The sequence below is a fragment of the Paraburkholderia adhaesiva genome (genome assembly GCF_021390575.1).
In the GTDB taxonomy this organism is placed as follows: Bacteria; Pseudomonadota; Gammaproteobacteria; order Burkholderiales; family Burkholderiaceae; genus Paraburkholderia; species Paraburkholderia adhaesiva.
Window position 1 is genome coordinate 684,630 of record NZ_JAJEJQ010000002.1, and the last position, 17,097, is coordinate 701,726.

14 protein-coding genes are annotated in these 17,097 nt (G+C 64.6%); 6 read left to right on the forward strand and 8 right to left on the reverse strand.

The genetic code is table 11. From position 1 onward, the window contains the following. The first annotated feature begins 644 nt into the window (after positions 1–644). The 4 genes from L0U80_RS18655 to L0U80_RS18670 all read left to right on the forward strand — a co-directional run bounded on the left by L0U80_RS18655 (position 645) and on the right by L0U80_RS18670 (position 5,944). Entirely contained in the window at positions 645–1,343 is a 699-nt protein-coding gene (locus L0U80_RS18655; protein ID WP_233871422.1) for a response regulator transcription factor, read from the forward strand. Next, positions 1,343–2,779, forward strand: coding sequence for a FecR domain-containing protein (locus L0U80_RS18660; RefSeq protein WP_233868218.1), 1,437 nt, complete (start codon positions 1,343–1,345; stop codon positions 2,777–2,779). Before L0U80_RS18655 ends, L0U80_RS18660 begins: the two co-directional genes overlap by 1 nt. A gap of 11 nt (positions 2,780–2,790) precedes the next feature. Beyond that, positions 2,791–5,199: a CHASE2 domain-containing protein gene (locus L0U80_RS18665; RefSeq protein WP_233868221.1), complete on the forward strand. Its 2,409-nt coding sequence runs from the start codon at positions 2,791–2,793 to the stop codon at positions 5,197–5,199. A gap of 121 nt (positions 5,200–5,320) precedes the next feature. Then, positions 5,321–5,944 carry a DUF4136 domain-containing protein gene (locus L0U80_RS18670; RefSeq protein WP_233868224.1) on the forward strand — a complete coding sequence of 208 codons (624 nt, stop codon included), beginning with the start codon at positions 5,321–5,323 and terminating at the stop codon, positions 5,942–5,944. A gap of 97 nt (positions 5,945–6,041) precedes the next feature. Here L0U80_RS18670 and bluB read toward each other — a convergent pair whose 3' ends face one another. The 4 genes from bluB to L0U80_RS18690 all read right to left on the reverse strand — a co-directional run bounded on the left by bluB (position 6,042) and on the right by L0U80_RS18690 (position 9,836). Next, positions 6,042–6,716, reverse strand: a complete 675-nt coding sequence (bluB, locus tag L0U80_RS18675; protein ID WP_233868227.1) for a 5,6-dimethylbenzimidazole synthase — start codon at positions 6,714–6,716, stop codon at positions 6,042–6,044. A 166-nt stretch (positions 6,717–6,882) separates the two neighbouring features. Continuing rightward, the gene (locus tag L0U80_RS18680; protein WP_233868230.1) at positions 6,883–7,803 is read right to left on the reverse strand and encodes a flagellar brake protein; all 921 of its coding nucleotides are present in this window, start codon (positions 7,801–7,803) and stop codon (positions 6,883–6,885) included. A 354-nt stretch (positions 7,804–8,157) separates the two neighbouring features. Beyond that, positions 8,158–9,633, reverse strand: a complete 1,476-nt coding sequence (locus L0U80_RS18685; RefSeq protein ID WP_233868233.1) for a sodium:solute symporter family protein — start codon at positions 9,631–9,633, stop codon at positions 8,158–8,160. Further along, positions 9,630–9,836, reverse strand: a complete 207-nt coding sequence (locus L0U80_RS18690) for a DUF3311 domain-containing protein (protein WP_233868236.1) — start codon at positions 9,834–9,836, stop codon at positions 9,630–9,632. Before L0U80_RS18690 ends, L0U80_RS18685 begins: the two co-directional genes overlap by 4 nt. 269 nt (positions 9,837–10,105) lie before the next feature. On the opposite strand from L0U80_RS18690, the gene L0U80_RS18695 reads away from it, so the two are divergent. Beyond that, positions 10,106–10,786, forward strand: a complete 681-nt coding sequence (locus L0U80_RS18695) for a MarC family protein (protein ID WP_233868239.1) — start codon at positions 10,106–10,108, stop codon at positions 10,784–10,786. Positions 10,787–10,811: 25 nt separating this feature from the next. Further along, positions 10,812–11,648, forward strand: a complete 837-nt coding sequence (locus L0U80_RS18700) for a class II glutamine amidotransferase (RefSeq protein WP_233868242.1) — start codon at positions 10,812–10,814, stop codon at positions 11,646–11,648. Between the two features lie 208 nt (positions 11,649–11,856). Here L0U80_RS18700 and L0U80_RS18705 read toward each other — a convergent pair whose 3' ends face one another. From L0U80_RS18705 to L0U80_RS18720, 4 genes are all read right to left on the reverse strand, one after another. Then, positions 11,857–12,822 (reverse strand): glycosyltransferase family 2 protein, encoded by a 966-nt coding sequence (locus L0U80_RS18705; protein WP_233868245.1) that lies wholly within the window; start codon positions 12,820–12,822, stop codon positions 11,857–11,859. A 325-nt stretch (positions 12,823–13,147) separates the two neighbouring features. Then, the gene (locus L0U80_RS18710; protein WP_233868248.1) at positions 13,148–14,209 is read right to left on the reverse strand and encodes an Ldh family oxidoreductase; all 1,062 of its coding nucleotides are present in this window, start codon (positions 14,207–14,209) and stop codon (positions 13,148–13,150) included. 46 nt (positions 14,210–14,255) lie between these two features. Continuing rightward, entirely contained in the window at positions 14,256–15,749 is a 1,494-nt protein-coding gene (locus tag L0U80_RS18715; protein WP_233868251.1) for a DASS family sodium-coupled anion symporter, read from the reverse strand. 643 nt (positions 15,750–16,392) lie between these two features. Continuing rightward, positions 16,393–17,055, reverse strand: coding sequence for a DJ-1/PfpI family protein (locus L0U80_RS18720; protein ID WP_233868253.1), 663 nt, complete (start codon positions 17,053–17,055; stop codon positions 16,393–16,395). Positions 17,056–17,097: the final 42 nt, after the last annotated feature.

A 17,097-nucleotide genomic window follows, 5' to 3' on the forward strand; every position in this document is an offset into this window, starting at 1 on the left:
GGGCCCCGGCAACGGGTGCCCATGCAGACTGAGCCACGCCGGGTGCCTTGACGTTGTCCGGCGTGCCGCGCTTTCGAGCGTCGATGACCCGTCATCGCGGGTTTTATATATTCAGGACTACGATTTATTTATCCGGGCGCGGATGTTTTGAACGCTGCTGCCAATTCGATGGAAACGGCGCGATGGGAGGGCCAACTTGCCGCCCAGGAGCACGTGCGCGTTCATCTCGCGGCGTCCCACATCGCGCGTCCTCGCGCGGCCGGTGACGAGTTCGCGCGGGAACAAGAACGCGCGCCGGGCAGGCTGGCAATTGTGCTCGAACGCGAAGGGAAGATTTCGCGATGACGTCCGTGGCGGCCCAGAGTCGGATAAAGATATTTTCGTCTACCATGGGCAAAACCCGATTCCTATTGCAACGAAAGTCGCGCTGCTCTTCCATTATTTTTAAGACGGGGCGACAGTCTCGCTTCGAGGGCGCATGGCATGCGGTGCATGCTTATTGGGGGACGGATACCCAGTGGTGCAGGAGCGGCGTGCGTCGCGGCACGATAGTGGGGAGGGGTGCGAACGTGCTCCGGAATTCGACGCGGCCAGAGTGTGAGCCCATCCCGAAAAAATGAAAGCGAATGTAGATGCGGGGCATGATGAGAATTGCGGTACTGGATGACGATCCGGCACAAACCGACTTCGTTTGTCAAACGCTAACGGCCGCTGGCCACACATGCCACGCGTTTGCGAAGGGCGGCGATCTCATGCGGCAGTTGCGGCGGGAGACGTTCGACCTGCTGGTGCTCGACTGGAACGTGCCCGACATGGCGGGCGACGAGATTCTTCACTGGGTGCGCCAGAGCCTCTCGACGCGCTTGCCGGTGCTTTTCATGACGAGCCGTAGCCGCGAGGTCGATATCGCGCAGATGCTCAACAGCGGCGCCGACGACTATGTGGTCAAGCCAGTTTCGCCGCTCGTGTTGCTGGCGCGCGTGGGCTCGCTGCTGCGCCGGGCCTATCAGCTTCATGCTCCTGCGGCGAAAGAAGTCTTCGGCGAATATGAATTCGACCTGAAGTCGCGCCAGGCTTCGGTGGGCGGCAATCCGGTCGCGCTCACCCAGAAGGAGTTCGATCTCGCCCTGCTGTTGTTCCAGCATCTGAGCCGGCCGCTTTCGCGCGCGCATATTCTCGACGTGATCTGGAAGCAGTCGGACGACATTCCCTCGCGCACAATGGATACCCACGTCTCGGTGCTGCGCTCCAAGCTCGGTTTGCGCCCCGAAAACGGCTATCGTCTGACGCCGATCTACGGCTACGGCTACCGTCTCGAACGTATCGAAGAGGACGACGCTTGATGCCCGCCCGCTCGATGCAGCCCGCCGGGGACGGGTGGACGGCGCGTGTGTCCGCCCGGGTCGTGCCGCGGATCGTTGGCGCATTGGTCTGCGCAGCCCTCTTTGCTGTGCAGGGTGTTGAGGCGGGGCAGTCCGCTACGCCTCAACGTGCCGCGCAGCAGACGGTTGTTTACGTCACGCACGCAGGGGACTCCCTCTACGATTTTGCGCAGCGCTATCTTCGCGATCCCGGCGACTGGGCACAGGTCGCACGTCTGAACAACGTGCGCGATCCGCGCCATCTACAGGCGGGCATCGAGTTGCGTGTGCCGGTCGCGCTGCTGCGCCGCGACACCCTCACCGCGAAGGTGATTGCCACTAGCGGGTCCGCAAAACACGCGTACCGCGCTACGCCAGCTTTGCCGCTCGTCGTCGGCGGGACGCTCACAGAGGGCGATCGGGTGCAGACCGGCAAGGACGGTTTCGCTACGCTCGAGTTTGCCGACGGCAGCCATCTCGTCATTCCGCCCAACACGACGCTCGAACTCAAGTCACTGCGCAAGACCGTGCTGACGGGCGCGACCGACCGCATCGTCGATCTGCAGCGTGGCGAAGTCGATAGCGAAGTCACCCACGCCACAAGGAAGGACGACCGCTTCCAGATCCGTTCGCCCTCGGTGGTCGCCGGCGTGCGCGGCACGCGCTTTCGCGTGAATTACGACGGCGGCAACGGCTCGACGGCGGTAGAAGTGCTGGACGGGGCCGTCGGCGTCGATGCGGCCGCATACGGCAAAGGCGCGCCCGCGCCGGGCGTCGCGCTCGCGGACTCGAGCCAGCTTGTCGCCGCGCGCCACGGCAGCCTGACCCGATCCGGAGGTGCAATCGGCAGTCCGGTGGCACTGCTCGAAGCGCCGTCCCTCGTGAATCCTTCGAAGGTTCAGGATGAACCCAGCGTGGTGTTCGACATCGCGCCAGCGCAGGACGCGCACGGCTACCGCGTGCAGATCGGGCGCGACGCGGCGTTGCTCGACATGATTCGTGATCTGCAGTCCGAGTCGCCGCACGTCAACGCAGGCCCGCTTCCCGACGGCACATACTTCGTGCGCATTGCTTCGGTCGATGCGAACGGTCTGCGGGGGATGCCGAACGTTTATGCATTCGAGCGCCGCAGCCTTGCGCTTGGCACGTCGGCGGGCCGGGTCGCGAACTCTCGCGCCTATGCTTTCCGCTGGTTCGTCGACCGCGGCGCGTCGGATACGCAGTTTCGCTTCGTGCTCGGCACGACACCTGACTTGCGCGAGCCGATCATCGACCGTACCGGCATCACGACGGGCGACATCGTGATCAACGATCTGCCGAAAGGCGTCTACTACTGGATGGTGGTCGCCGAGCAGTTCGAAAACGGTCGCTACTTCCAGAAGGCCAGTCCGGTCGAGTCGTTCCGGCTGGACTGGTGACGGAGCGGGTCATGAGAGTCAGGCCGAGTGTGCGTCTTGGCCGCTCGGTGGGGCGCCGGTTCCTGTATGAATGGGCCGGCGTCGGCTTCACCGGTATCGTTGTCGTGCTCCTTGGCATCGTCTGGCGCTGGACGGCGGGTCCGGACTATCTTGTCTACGACTTCTTTCTCGCGAAACGTTCGCATCCGGTGTCCTCGGACATCGTGATGGTCGAAATCGACAACGCGAGCCTTGCGGCGCTCGGGCGCTGGCCCTGGCCGCGCAGCGTTCACGCGCGGCTCGCCGATCAGATCGCGCGCGCGGGCGCAGCGGCGGTTGTCTACGATGTGCTGTTTACCGAACCGTCCCCCGACGATGAGACGCTTGCGCACGCATTCGCCGAGCGGCCCACCTACCTGCCGATCCTGCTGAGTCCCGCCGACGATTCGGGCATGCGCGTGGCCGACCTGCCCGTTGCACCGCTTGCGACAGCGGCGGCGGGTCTCGGGCACATCAATTTCGAAGTCGACAAAGATGGCATCGTGCGCAGCGTCGCGATGTTCGAAGGCGACGCGCATCAGCGCTGGCCGCAGTTGATGGTGACCGTCTGGCGCGACGTGTACGCGGGTACGATCAAACTCGCCAGCGGCGTGCCGAAGGGCATGCATGGCGCGGATCTCGCTCGCGCGGGCGGTCCGAATGGCGAGGCGCGCTTTCTCATCCCGTTCAACGCCAATGCGTCCGCGTATCGCCGGGTGTCGTTCGCGCAGGTGCTCGAAGGCCGTGTGCCGTCCGAGGTATTCCGCGGTCGTGTGGTGCTGGTCGGCGTCACGGCGTCGGGTCTCTACGATCGTTTCGCGACGCCGCTCTCGGGCACGCTCGGCACGTTGCCGGGCGTCTACATTCACGCGCACATCCTGGACGCGCTGCTGAGCGGCACCGCGATCAGGCCAGCGTCCACGCCGTGGATCGTGTTTGCGTCGCTCATTCCGCTGGCGCTGGTGCTGGCGGGCTTTCTGGTGCTGTCGCCGTGGCGTGCGCTGCTGCTGTCCGTGGGGCTCGGTGCTGCGGCGCTTGCCGCGAGCGCCACGCTGCTTTACGGCGCACGCGTATGGCTGAGCCCCGTGCCCGCCGTGTCGGCGCTGCTGGTGGTCTATCCGATGTGGAGCTGGCGGCGCCTGGAAATGACGATGGCGCATTTGCGCAAGTCGTTGCACCAGTTAGCCGATGAGCCCTATCTGTTGCCCGAGGCGCCGACTCCTGGCCGGGAATACGCGGGCGACGCACTCGCGCAGCAGATGGCACTGATGGCGCAGGCCGCGCAGCGGCTGCAGGACATGCGGCGCTTCGTGTGGGACAGCCTCGACTCGGTGCCGGAGCCGATTTTCGTCGCCGATCTGCGTGGTGTCGTGCTGATTGCGAACCATGCAGCGCGCGAGTCGCTTGACCGAATGGGCGTCGGCGCGGCGGAGGGGCGCTCCATCGCGGAGGTATTCGGCGGATTTTCGTTCGTCAAACCGATCGATCCGAATCCCGAGACGATGGCCCTCGCTCATGCCCACTGGCCTTTACCGCTCGATCCGGCGCGCAAGGAATATTCGGAACTCATGGAGCGCGGCGTCGAAGTGCGCTCGCCCGACGGCAGCGATTATCTGCTTCGCTACGCGTGCTGTATGAACGCGCAGGGTCAGGCGGTCGGCTGGATCGCGGGTCTCGTCGACGTCACTGCATTGCATGACGCAGAGCGGCAGCGCGAGGACGCGCTGCGACTTCTCTCGCACGATATGCGTTCGCCGCAGGCGTCGATCGTCGCGCTGGTCGAGACCGAGCGTGAGCGCGGCACGCTTGACGCCGAACCGGTGCGAGCCGTGATGGACCGCATCGAACGTTATGCCCGGCGCTCGCTCACGCTGGCCGAGGATTTCGTGCAGCTGGCGCGTGCGGAGTCGCAGACGTATGCCCTGGAGCCGACGAGTCTGGCCGACCTCGTGATCACCGCGAGCGATGAGGTGTGGCCGCAGGCGAGTGCAAAGCAGATTCGCATTGATACGGCGTTCGAAGGCGATGAGATGGGCTGGATCAACGCCGACAATTCGCTGATGACCCGTGCGTTGGTGAATGTCCTGAACAACGCCGTCAAATACAGCCCGCCGAATACGCGAATTGTTTGCACCATCCGCCAGGCGAAACTGGCAGCGCGCGTGATCTGTTCGATTCGCGACGAGGGCTACGGCATTTCGCTCGAGGACCAGGCGAATCTCTTCACATCGTTCCGGCGATTCCATGCAGCGCAACGGCCCGAGATAAGCGGCGCGGGACTTGGCATGGCGTTCGTGAAAACCGTCGTGACGCGTCATGGCGGCGAAGTCAGCGTCGAGAGCGAACCAGGTGCTGGCACCACCGTGACCATGAACCTTCCCGCGCTCGACGCGCCCGCCTAGTGTCTGTTTAGTACCCGTTGCCTGCACGACGGCGGTTTCGTGGCTGCCGTTACCGTGCGTGATTATGAGTAGTCCTGGCTGCAACCGACCGTGGTTGCCTACGAACCCGAAGGAGTTTTCCGTGACCTTTCCGCAGACGATCTGCGCTGTTCTGATGCTTGGCTCGCTGGCCGGTTGTGCGGGCGTGACCACCGACGTCAACGCGCGCGGCGGCCTGCCCGAGCCGACGCAGGGAACTGTGAACTACCGTTTCGCGCCATCGCCGGTAGACGGGGAGACGGGTGCGAGTTCGCCCGCCGAATCGATGCTGCGTGACGGCCTCGCAACGCGCGGTTTCGTGGAGGGCAAGCCGGACGCGGCGAGATACCTCGTTTCAGTGGCGTGGGCAACGCGCCCTGCCGAGGTGACGGCCGTAACTTCCGGCGATTGCGCGGAGGGTTGTGCGCCTGCCGGTCAGCCGTCGTTCCCGTGGTTTGGGAAGCCCTACGTGCATACGCTGACATTGCGCTTTTTCGCGCTGCCGGAGGGCACGGAGGCTTATCGCGTCAGCGTGATGAAGCGCGATCGCAAGGCTGACGCCCAGCGGGCGCTCCCTTATCTCGTAGCGAGCGCACTGGCGCGGCTGCCCTATGCGGGTGCGCCGCAATGGCGTGTGCAGTTGCGTGAGCCGGGTGCGGCGGGCGACGCTGCAGCGCGCGCGATGCCGGACGTCGTATCGGTCAAGCCAGTCCCGCAGCCGCAATAAGCTTCAGGCCGCCGAGGGCACGCAGTTCGCTGTCATGCCCGCCTGTGTCCGGGTGACATCGCGTTGTATGGATCCGGATGGCAGCCCTGTTCGGCGCTCAGGCGGTTGGGGGCTCACCCGGTGTGGGCGCTACCTCGCCCCAACGGTTTTCGTAGATGCAATCACCAAGCGCCTTGCGCTCGGCCCAGCGCTCCGTCTCCAGCATCGGACGCGGATAGAACGCCTCGACATGGCCAATGCAAAGAATAGCCACGGGCTTTGCGCCCGCAGGCATGGCGAGCAGCGCACGCACATCGTCGACGTCGAAGATCGACACCCAGCCCATGCCGAGCCCTTCGGCCCGCGAGGCGAGCCACATGTTCTGGATTGCGCACGCGACTGACGCGAGATCCATCTCCGGCAACGTCCGTCGTCCGAATATGTGCGACTCGCGGTGATCCATCAACGCGACCACCAGCACTTCGCCGCACTCGCGCAGGCCTTCCACCTTGAGCTTCATGAACTCGTCGTGCCGCTTGCCGAGTGCATCGGCGGTCGCAAGACGCTCGCGTTCCACCACTGCGTGGAGTTGCTCGCGCAGTGCCGCGTCGGTGATCCGGACGATTCTCCACGGCTGCATGAAGCCCACGCTCGGTGCATGGTGCGCTGCGTCCAGCAGGCGCTGCAGCGTCGCCGGATCAACGGGCCCGGGCACGAAGTGCCGCATGTCGCGTCGTTCGTAAATCGCGCGGTAGACCGCCGCGCGTTCGGCTTCGTCAAAAGGCTGTGCCATGGGAAAGTGAGTCGGGGAAAGCGGCGTGGGAACGAGCGTCAGTATACGTTCATCCACGTGAGCGGCCACAGTCGGGCCGTGCTGGTCGAGCAGCACGCAGCACCTTCGCGCGGGGCATGGAACGTGCGCTGTATCGACGCCGGAGCGCTGTTCGCCGCGCCTCGCGTCAGCGCTCCGAGTCCGTCCAGTACAACACGTCGTCCTGGCGGTCGAAGACGTAGGACTTCATGGCCATCTGCTCCGCGGCCGTGAGCCGGTCGAGTTCCAGGCCCAGCGTGGCCTGCGAATCGGGGCCGGCTTCGTGCTGCACGTTGCGAATGATCGCACTTGTGGTGATTGCCGTGTCGACTGCGCCAGAACGCAATTCGAACGCGATGGCGATCCGCTCGCCGACCTTGCCGAGCACCCATGGCGCGCAAATCGAAAGGCCGAACGTGCTGATCCCCCGTGCGAGCGCGATGCCATCGTAGCCGTCACCCGTCTCGGCGAGTCGGTAACGCACGGGGATGCGTGCGCGCACGCGGATCGACTTGCGCTCGCGCAGGCGTCGAATCGCGGCGGGCTCCGAGAGTACGAGACACTCGACTGGCGACTGGCAGATCGCCTCGACGGAAGACACGAAACGAAAAACAGCCTGGCTCGCGACGGCGATGACCTCGACGTTTTCGCCCTGTATCAGCGTGGCTTTGCGTCCGTCAACGACGGGCGGCGTGACGAACAGCATGTTGTTCGGGGCCATGCCAATGAGGCGGCATGGCTGCACGGGTGCGCCGCTACCGCCGATCTGCGTGCGCAGGCCCATCAGCGCACCAAGCGCCAGATGCATGTCGCGCGCGCCAGGCTCCGTGGCAGGGGCCGGGTCGTCCGCTTCCGCCGAGGCCGTGACAGGCGCTTCGAAATCGCCGCGCTGTGGCTGAAAATGCGCAAACAGGAACCGGCGCTCCGGCTCGCCCACGAGGATCGAGCCGCGTTCCATCAACAGCCTGCCGTCGTGGTCGACGACTGGCCATGCGAGCGGCTCGCCGAGCGGCAGCGCCTCAGGGGAAAGTGCGGTAGCGTGCATTACGGGCTCTTCGAGTGGCGTCATCGGCGCGCTCCGGATAGATGCTGGCTCTACTGCGTGTGCGGTACGTAGCGGAAATATTTTAATCAGTTGGGCGATGCTTCGTCCCTGACCGTTTGCGCACGCACACGATCGCGTAGTACGCGACCGGGTTTCCATGCGTTCCTGCAAGAAATCGGCTTGTGGAATGCCGTCACGAGATTGTGCAGCGCCGCGTATTTCAGGTGCTTTTCATGGCTGATCCGTGCCACATGTTGCTGCAACACGCAGATGTCATGGCAGGGCGGCGCACCGCCCTGCATCGCCGATATGACACACACGTGACTCGCACGAGGTGATCTCGCCGGACGCGCGACGCGCCAGGCGTTGGTCACCTTTTCAGTGCGCGCCTGCGTGCTCGCGATCCGCTTGCGTGCGCGGCTGCGTCAACGCGCTCACGGCCGCAAGCACGACGACGTTGACGCCGAGCGCGAGAAAGCCGATGTTGATGTCCTTGACCGCGTCGGGCGCGAACGGAATGAGCTGCTCGACGCTGACATGCAGAAGCGTCGTCGCTACGACGACCGCGACACCCGCCACGATCCCGCAGAACGCGCCTTGCTTCGTGGCGCGATTGCGTGCAAAGAGACTGCACACGAGCGCGGGAAATAGCTGCGTCACGAAGCTGTAACCCATCAGCAGCAGCGCAACGATGGTGGTGCCGCCATTGAGCGTGAAGCCCACCGCGACGAGCGCAACCACCGGGACCAACATACGCGCGAGCCGGGCGACGCGGACATCGTCGGCGTTCTTTGCCAGGGCGCCGCGATAGACGTCGTTGGCGAGCAGCGTCGAGGCCGTCGTGAGAATCATGGAGCCTGGCACGAGCGCGGTGAGCACACCCGCCGCGCCGATTACGCCGACGAACCACGGGTCGAAGGTCTGAAGCGCCAGACGGAAGAGCGAAAGGTCGATGTCGCCGCCCTTGAGACCCGGCACTTTCAGCACCGCGGCGAAACCGCAGAAGAACACGAACAGCAGGATCAACTGATAAAGCGGCAGGATCGCCGCGTTGCGGCGAAAGATGCGTTCGTCCTTCGCCGTGAAGACCGAGCCGAACGTATGCGGCCACATGAAAAAGCCGAGCGCCGTCAGCAGTACGGTGGACTGGAACCACGTCACGCCCTGGCCTCTCGCGGGGAGCGTGAGGAAGCCGGGCTTCGCGGCGTCGATGGCGCGGAACATCTCGCCGAGGCTGCCGTAGTGGTGGATCGGCATGTAGATGCCGAGGAAAATCGCGACCGCGAGAATCATCAGATCCTTGACGACCGAATTCCATGCGCAACCGCGCACGCCCGAGACGATCACGTATGCGGTCACAACCATCGCACCGATCCAGATGGCGACCGTGGACGGAATCGCGCCATACGAGGCGGTCGAAACGATGATGCCAAGGCCCTTCAACTGGAGCACGAGATACGGCACGAGCGCCGTCACGCCTACGATGGCGACCAGCACGCCGAGCGCAGGGCTCTGGTACTTGCGCGCGAAGAAGTGCGGCTGGGAGACGAGCCGGTGCGACTTCGCGAAGCGCCAGACGGGCGGCAGCAGCCAGTACGAGAGGATGTAGGCGAGCGTACCGTAGGCGAGGATGTAATAGACGGGGGCGCCTTTGCCATACGCGAAGCCGCTGCCGCCGAGGAACGTGAACGTCGTGTAGATTTCGCCGGCCATCAGCAGGAACACCAGCAACGTGCCGAAGCTGCGTCCGCCGACCGACCACTGCTCGAGACTCATGTCGTGCCCGCGTCGCGCCCGCATACCGAGAACGAGGGCGAGGAGCGTGATCGCCGCGATCAGGATCAGTGCGCTCATGATCGCACCTCCGTCTCGCTGGGACGATTCGCCGGATCGCGCCGGTAAATGACGGTCATGATCACGGAGGTCAGCACGACCCACATGACGATCCACGCTAGAACGAGTGGCATGCCAAGCACGAGCGGCTCGACACGGTTGACGAACGGCACGCCTAGCAGGATGCCGACGAAGGGTAGGGCAGCGAGCAACCTCAGTGACATAGACGACTCCTTTTTTTTATCAAAGGGAAACGTACGACCGGGCGCAATCGCTGCACTCTATGACGACCCGATGCGCGCCGTAAAGGGGTCAATATTGCTGACGGGGTTTTGAAAGCTTGATGCGACGCAACAAGTGAGGCGCGCGACAGACGGTTGCCATCGCAGCGAATACACAGACGCGGTACGCAGACAGCCAATGCAGTTACACTTCACGCAGCCCGGCGGCCGCCACCGGACATCACCAACACCGCCTCAACCGGATCGACTTCATGATCGAGAGCCTGATTTCAGACATCCTGTTCGGTTTCACCGGCCTGATCAGCATCATCAATCCGTTCAGCGTTGCGTTCGTCTTTCTCGACCGCACGCCGACGCTCTCCGACGAGGCGCGTCGCCAACTCGCGAGACGCATCGCGATCAACGCATTCATCGTGCTGCTCGTTGCGTTCTTTGCCGGTACGCCGATCCTGCATTTCTTCGGCATTTCGATGGAGGCGCTGCGTATCGGCGGGGGCCTCGCCGTTGCCGTGGCCGGCTGGCAGATGCTCAACGCACCTGAAGCTGCGCCACGCGAGGTCCGCGACACCGAAGTCAAGCCGTCGGTTGCCGAATCGGGCACCAGCAAGGCGTTTTTCCCGCTCACCGTGCCGCTCACCACAGGCCCCGGCTCGATCGCGACAGCCATCGCGCTGAACGCGAACCGCACGCACAGACTCTCCGATTGGGTGGTGTCGGGTATTGCGTCAATCGTGATCTCGGTGCTCGTGATGTTCGTGATTTACTTCGTCTACAGCCGTGCAGCGCGCCTGTCGAACTATCTGGGCGTGGAGGGCACGCGCGTCGCCATGCGGGTGTCGTCGTTCCTGCTGCTGTGTATCGGTGTGCAGATCATTCTGACCGGCTTGACCGGCTTCCTCACGCCGATTGCGGAACTGCGCGCGACGCCGTGAGCACGTGTTTTTGAAGGAGTGCATCATGTGCCGCTGGCTCGCCTATTCCGGCAATCCGATTCACCTCGAAACCGTGCTGTTCCGCTCGCGCCATTCGCTGATCGATCAGAGCCTGCATTCGAAGCTCGGCGTGACGACTACCAACGGCGACGGCTTCGGGCTCGGCTGGTACCAGCATCCGCATGACATTCCGTATCGCTATCGCAGCACTCAACCCGCGTGGAACGACCGCAACCTGCGCGAACTCGCACGCGCGGTGACGGCACCCATGTTCATCGCGCACATCCGCAGCGCGACGCATACGCCGGTGCAGGAGACCAATTGCCATCCTTTTCGCCATCGGCGCTGGTTGTTCGTGCACAACGGGCTGATCCAGAGCTTCCCGCTCGTACGCCGCGATCTGCTCGTCGCGATCGATCCGGGGCGCTTTAGCGCGCTCGAGGGTTCGACCGATTCGGAAGTGATGTTCTATCTTGCGATGACATTCGGCCTCGAACAGGAGCCCGTGCCTGCGCTCGAACGCATGGCCGGTTTCGTCGAGGCGACGGCGAAGAAGCACGGAATCGACGATCCGCTCAACATGACGGTGTGCGCGAGCGACGGTGAGCAACTCGTGGCCGTGCGTTACTCCAGCGAAGGTAATTCGCGATCGCTTTTTCACAGCACGTCGTTCAGGCATCTTCACGAACTCTATCCCGACGATCCGCGCATCACGGCGGCGGGGGAGGATGCCTATCTGATCGTCTCGGAGCCGCTTGTCGATTTGCCCGACGTCTGGGCCGAGGTGCCTGAGGCTACCGCCATCGTCGTGCGCGGCTCGCAGGTGGATTACCGGCAGTTCGTGCCTGCTGCGGCAATGTGAATTGGCTGTCTGGCTGGCTCACCGCGTGGCTCGCGGTTCGCGAGCATGTTGCAGTGCGTGCCGGTTATGGGCTACGTAGGCGGGCATTGCAGGCGAACACGTCGCCTACTTTTTGACCTGTTCGCGTTTGCCGTCGCGTTACGTTGCGCGAAACATCGGCGAAGTGCGGGGCGCCGTAAAGCGGCGAACCGTGTACGCGGGGGCCTGCTTACCAGGCGCTCTGCCCCGAGCGATCGTACTTTTCAGCCATCGCGGGAATGCCGACACGCACCTGGCGCTCGGCGCGTTTCACCTGGCGCGTGAGCACGACGACATGTGGCGGGACCACGCGGCGACGGCGCAGCGTCCAGAATGCGCCGCGCAGCAGCGCGAAACCGGCAGGACCGAGCGAGCGTTGACGTGCGAAGACGGCGAGCGCGCGACCGGTTGCGGCGAGCGCGTCGCGGACCGGCAGACGCATCCACGCGACCCACGCCGAGTTGCGTGCGAGCGTGCAATGCTGCGCGCGCGTGAACCAGCCATAGAGCGGCTCGCGATGCGCGAGCGCCTCCTCGCAATAGACGATGGCGTGACCCGCCGATAGCACGTCGAGCGCCGCAAGTTCTTCTGCGCCGCCGCGCGCGAGGCGCTCCTCGTAGCCGCCGAGTTCGCGGAAAACGCCCGCGCGGAAGATGCATGCGCCCGCCATGAAGTTCGCGAGCGTGGGGCCGGGCAGGCCGTCGCCGAGAGGTGATGGGGATGTCGCGCTCAACATCAGGCATGCAGGGTGGATCTCGTGTTCGCTATCGTCTGCCACGCGTGCGTTAAGCACGGCGACCTGCGGATGGTCGTCCAGCAGCTGGGCCGCTCGCGCGAGCGCGCCCGCGGCGAACCATGTGCTGTCGTCGCAGCACGCCACGTATTCGGTGCGCGCTAGCGCGACGGCACGGTTGAAGCCGGCCATGCCGAGATCTCGCAACCCCTGCACGATGCGCACCTGCGGAAACAGCGAGGCTAGCAGACTGACGGTTGTATCGGAGGAGCCGTTGTCGGCCACGATCACGTTCGGATGCTCCGGCAGCGCCACGAGGTGAGCCACGGTATCGACGGTCTGGCGGACATGGTTGCGTGTCAGCACGACCACAGTCACGCGTGGCACGGGCTGGGAACCAGAGGCATGAGCGGAGGCGTTCATCGCAGTCGAGCGGCGCGAGCCGGACGGAATGTTGTCGTGGTTCCCACCAGCATACGCCGTCGGCACGTGGCGTGCATCACGTGTACCTGCCCCAGCGGGGCCGGCAGACGATGCGTCTCGCCGGGGCAGATCAAAGCGCGTGACGCGTGTGGCAAACGTCGTGCCAGAGGCGGTTGCGGTATTGGTCCGGGACGGACGTTTGCCGCTGCTGCGCGCCACTCGCGCCGCTTTTCAGCGAACGTGTAATTCGCACAGGCCACATGTCGTGCGGCAGTGCGCGCCACGGCGGGCATCATCGCCGGACCCGCTTCATCTTTCCAGTCGCTCAAACTGCCTTGATTGCCCTGATCATTGCAACGCCCAGTTCTGCGGCGAGTTCGCCGAATCGTTTCTCAACGGAATCCGGCAGATCGATCGTCAGCGTGTGGCGGGCGCGATTCGCCGCTTCGTATTCGCCGGGGTATTGCACAGGCTCGGCGGGATTTTGCGGCGGACAGGCCAGCAGATACTCGAGGAACGTCTCCACCTCCTGCGAGCGCCACGTCTGGTTGAAATCGACCTGCGGATCGAGCACGATCGCGAACAGATTGTTGGTCGCGACGCTGTTGGGTGGATTACCCGCGTGAATCGTGCCGCCGCCCGATAGCACGCCGGCCAGCAGTTCCGCGACGAGCCCGAGCGCATAGCCCTTGTGCGCGCCGAACGGCAGCAGGGCGCCCGGGGGATCCTCGAAGAGCACGCGCGGATCGTTGGTCGGATTGCCGTGTGCGTCGATCACCGAGCCGGGTGGCGCCTTGCGTCCGTTTTCGGCGAGCACGCGCGCCTTGTTCACGGCGATGGAACTGGTCGCGATGTCCACGACGAATGGCGGCCGCCCGCCGGGCAGCGGTCCCGCGAAGCACAGCGGATTCGTCGTGAGGCGCGCCTCGCGACCGCCATACGGCGCGACGGTCGGCGGCCTGTTCACGACATTCGTGAACGCGAGCAGCACGTAACCCGCCTGCGCGACGATCTCGCCGTAATGGCCCATGCGTCCGAGGTGATGCGTGTCGCGCAACGTGACGATGCACTGGCCGTGCTCGTGCACGCGCGCGATGGCATCGTCGATCACCACCTTGCCCACGTGCTGCCCGAAGCCGCTGTGGCCGTGGTAGCCGATCAGCGCACCGCGGTCCACGATGCGCTCGGGGCGGCCGTCCGGCGTGACGAAACCGCCGGCCAGTCCGCGCCGGTAGTTCGGCAGGATCGACAGCCCATGGCTTGCGTAGCCCACGCGATCGGCTTCGATCAGGTGATCGGCCACGTCGAGGGCGATGTCCGCGGGCACCGAGAGCTTCGTCAGCACGTCCGTCGTGAAGCGGCGTGCTTCGTCGATTGCGACTTCCATCAGCAGCTCCTTGCCGGTTGCGCTTCGCGAGGAAGGCGCAGGGAAATCAGATCCATCCGAGCCAGCGCCACCACGTCAGGGCGAACACAAGCATCAGGATATAGCCGATGATCGTCAGCACGATGCCTATGCGAGCGAACTGCGTCGGCGTGAACGTCTCGGTGGCCATGCACACCATGTTTTGCGGCGCGTTGATCGGCAGGATGAAACCGAAGCTCACGGTGTACGCGAGCAGCATGGTCACGCCGAGCCGGTTGAAGTCGCCCGACATCGATTGCAGCACGGAGATCATGATCGGCAACATGGCCGAGGCGAGCGCCGTCGCGCTCGCGAAACCGAGGTGAATCACGATCAGGAAAGCCCCGAGCACGGCGAATGCGACGAACGGCCCGGCAGTGGCGAGGCCCGTGTGATAGGCGACCATATCGCCGAGCCACTGGCCGGCCTTCGTCGTGAGCAGCGCGGTGCCGAGGCTGATGCCGACCCCGAACACGATCACTGTGCCCCACGGAATGCGGCTCTGCAGCGTCTTCCAGTCCATGACGCCAATGCGAGGCATCATCAAAATCACGAGGCCGATGTAGGTGACCGAGGTGGTGTCGAACGGATGCAGCTTGCCTTCGGTGGCCCACAAGCACAGCAGGCCGATGGACACAGCCATCAGCCGCTTTTGCGGGCCTGTCATGGGGCCGAGATCGCGTAGCGATTTTTCGATGGCGTCCTTGCCTCCCCCGATGGCATCGGTTTCGGGCGGCAGCATTTTCAGCACCACCACGATCAGGATCGCCGACATGATGATCGCCCACGGCGCGCCAGCGATCAGCCAGTCGAGCCAGGTCACGCGCGCGCCGAGCATCTTGTCCATGAAACCCACCGTGAGCAGGTTCTGCGCGGCGGCGGTCTGGATCCCGACGTTCCAGATGCTCGTCGCGTTGGCGACCACGATCATGATCCCCGCGGCGATATTCGAGCGCTTGTCCACGCCGAACGCGGCAATCACGCCTGCCATGATCGGCACGACGCATGCGCTGCGTGCCGTCGCGCTCGGCACGACGAGCGAGAGCACGATGGTCACCGCGATCGAGCCGATCAGGATGCGCCGCGTCGTGGTGCCGATCCGTGCGAGCGTGACGAGCGCGATACGTTTGTCGAGCCCCGTGATGGTCATCGCCACTGAAATGAACAGCGCACCCGTGACGAGCGCGAGCGCCGAGTTCGAGAAGCCGGACAGCGCCATGTTGATGCCCTTCGACGTGCCGTAGGTGACGGAGGGATCGTCGACGGTGGGCGCGGTTCCGATAAGAAACGCTATCAACGTGGTGATCATGATGGCGCTCGCTTCGTACGACACGGCTTCTGTGAGCCATATCACGACCGCGAACGAGAGAATGGCGAGCATGCGATGACCGGCTGGCGGAAGGCTCTCGGGCAGCGGCACGAAGAGAACGGCGATCAGCACGATGGCACTGACGATCAGCCCGATTGGAATGCCTTTCTTCTGCGCGGACGCGGCGGCAGCGTCCGGTTTCGATGCGTTCATGACATGGGCTCCATGATGAACATGCGCGCGGACCACTCGGTTTTTCCGTGCGCCGTGTCGAGGGCAACGGTCTTCCCGCAACGCCTCGCAGGCGCGTGGCCCGCAAACGAAGCGGCTATTCCATCCGTGGCGCTTGCGTGGATCAGGCGAAGCGGCCCGCTGTGGCGCGAGATTTCCGCTCCACATGAACAGCGGCATACGCCGCCGGCGGACGCGAGATGTTCGCAGTCGTGTCTGTTGGCGTCGCGTAGTGTGCTGTCGATCTGTTAATACACGATTTTCGATCTCGATGAGAGCTTCGTGTCTGCCGCGTGCCTCGCGCGTGTCGAACGCGTGGTCGGTGGGCACGTGCGTGCAGGCGGGGCATTGCGCTGGTAATCGGCTTTGCGGGCGATGTGGAGCGATCGCCGACGCTGGATGCAACGAGTGCTGGCATCGATGATGCTGGACGAAGTTATCGAGCAGTCCGTCCTGGACTTTATATTGCTCGCTCAATGTCCGAATGGAGAGCCGCTAGACGCAGAGCGGCATGATGGGTGCAGGCGTCGCGTGAGCGATGAAAACGATACCGACGTGCGCGGTTTCCGGGCTGTGCGCCGATCGCCAGCCCGGATAGCCCGCCCGTTATTTGCGCGAACGCCGCTCACAGTCTCGCAGCCGCTTCCTCGACGATGCGCCGGCGCGCAGCGAGCGATGCGGCGTTCGCATCCCGCACGTGCTCGACCACGGCGCGCGGCGCGGTGTCGGGGCTGCCCGCGTTGAACGGAGGCGCTGGCGCGTATTCGAGTTCCAGCTGGAGCGCCTCGGCCCCCTCGACGCCGATCAGTTCGGCCGCGAGCGTCAGCGCGAAGTCGATACCCGCCGTGATGCCGCCGCCCGTCATCAGATTGCCGTCGCGCACGGGGATGGCACCGAACGGCGCGAGCAGTTCATGGAACCCCCAGTGCGTCGTAGCGCGTCGATCGCGCAGAAGGCCCGCAGCACCCAGCACGAGCGCCCCCGTGCAAACGGACGTGACGTAGCGCGCGTGTTTGGCCTGGCGGCGCACGAACGAGAGCGTGGCTTCGTCGAGGAGCAGGTCGCCGACGCCACTGCCGCCGGGGATGCAGAGCACGTCGACCTGAGGGCAGTCATCGAAGGTTGTGTCGGGCGAGAGCACCATGCCGGTGCTCGACGTGACGGGATCGCGCGTTTTCCAGATGAGCCGGACCGATGTGTCCGGCATCGATGCAAGCACGTCGTAGGGCCCCGCGAGGTCAAGCTGCTGCACGCGAGGAAAGAGGAGAAAGCCTATCTGTAGCGCCATGGCGAAGTCCTGGGGTAGCGAAGGCAGAGCGGGGTGCTGCTG

Coding starts and splice junctions, on each gene's coding strand:
- L0U80_RS18665 (WP_233868221.1), top strand. CDS start 2,791: ATGAGAGTCAGGCCGAGTGTGCGTCTTGGCCGCTCGGTGGGGCGCCGG.
- L0U80_RS18660 (WP_233868218.1), top strand. CDS start 1,343: ATGCCCGCCCGCTCGATGCAGCCCGCCGGGGACGGGTGGACGGCGCGT.
- L0U80_RS18715 (WP_233868251.1), bottom strand. CDS start 15,749: ATGAACGCATCGAAACCGGACGCTGCCGCCGCGTCCGCGCAGAAGAAA.
- L0U80_RS18680 (WP_233868230.1), bottom strand. CDS start 7,803: ATGACGCCACTCGAAGAGCCCGTAATGCACGCTACCGCACTTTCCCCT.
- L0U80_RS18685 (WP_233868233.1), bottom strand. CDS start 9,633: ATGAGCGCACTGATCCTGATCGCGGCGATCACGCTCCTCGCCCTCGTT.
- bluB (WP_233868227.1), bottom strand. CDS start 6,716: ATGGCACAGCCTTTTGACGAAGCCGAACGCGCGGCGGTCTACCGCGCG.
- L0U80_RS18695 (WP_233868239.1), top strand. CDS start 10,106: ATGATCGAGAGCCTGATTTCAGACATCCTGTTCGGTTTCACCGGCCTG.
- L0U80_RS18720 (WP_233868253.1), bottom strand. CDS start 17,055: ATGGCGCTACAGATAGGCTTTCTCCTCTTTCCTCGCGTGCAGCAGCTT.
- L0U80_RS18690 (WP_233868236.1), bottom strand. CDS start 9,836: ATGTCACTGAGGTTGCTCGCTGCCCTACCCTTCGTCGGCATCCTGCTA.
- L0U80_RS18705 (WP_233868245.1), bottom strand. CDS start 12,822: ATGAACGCCTCCGCTCATGCCTCTGGTTCCCAGCCCGTGCCACGCGTG.
- L0U80_RS18710 (WP_233868248.1), bottom strand. CDS start 14,209: ATGGAAGTCGCAATCGACGAAGCACGCCGCTTCACGACGGACGTGCTG.
- L0U80_RS18700 (WP_233868242.1), top strand. CDS start 10,812: ATGTGCCGCTGGCTCGCCTATTCCGGCAATCCGATTCACCTCGAAACC.
- L0U80_RS18655 (WP_233871422.1), top strand. CDS start 645: ATGAGAATTGCGGTACTGGATGACGATCCGGCACAAACCGACTTCGTT.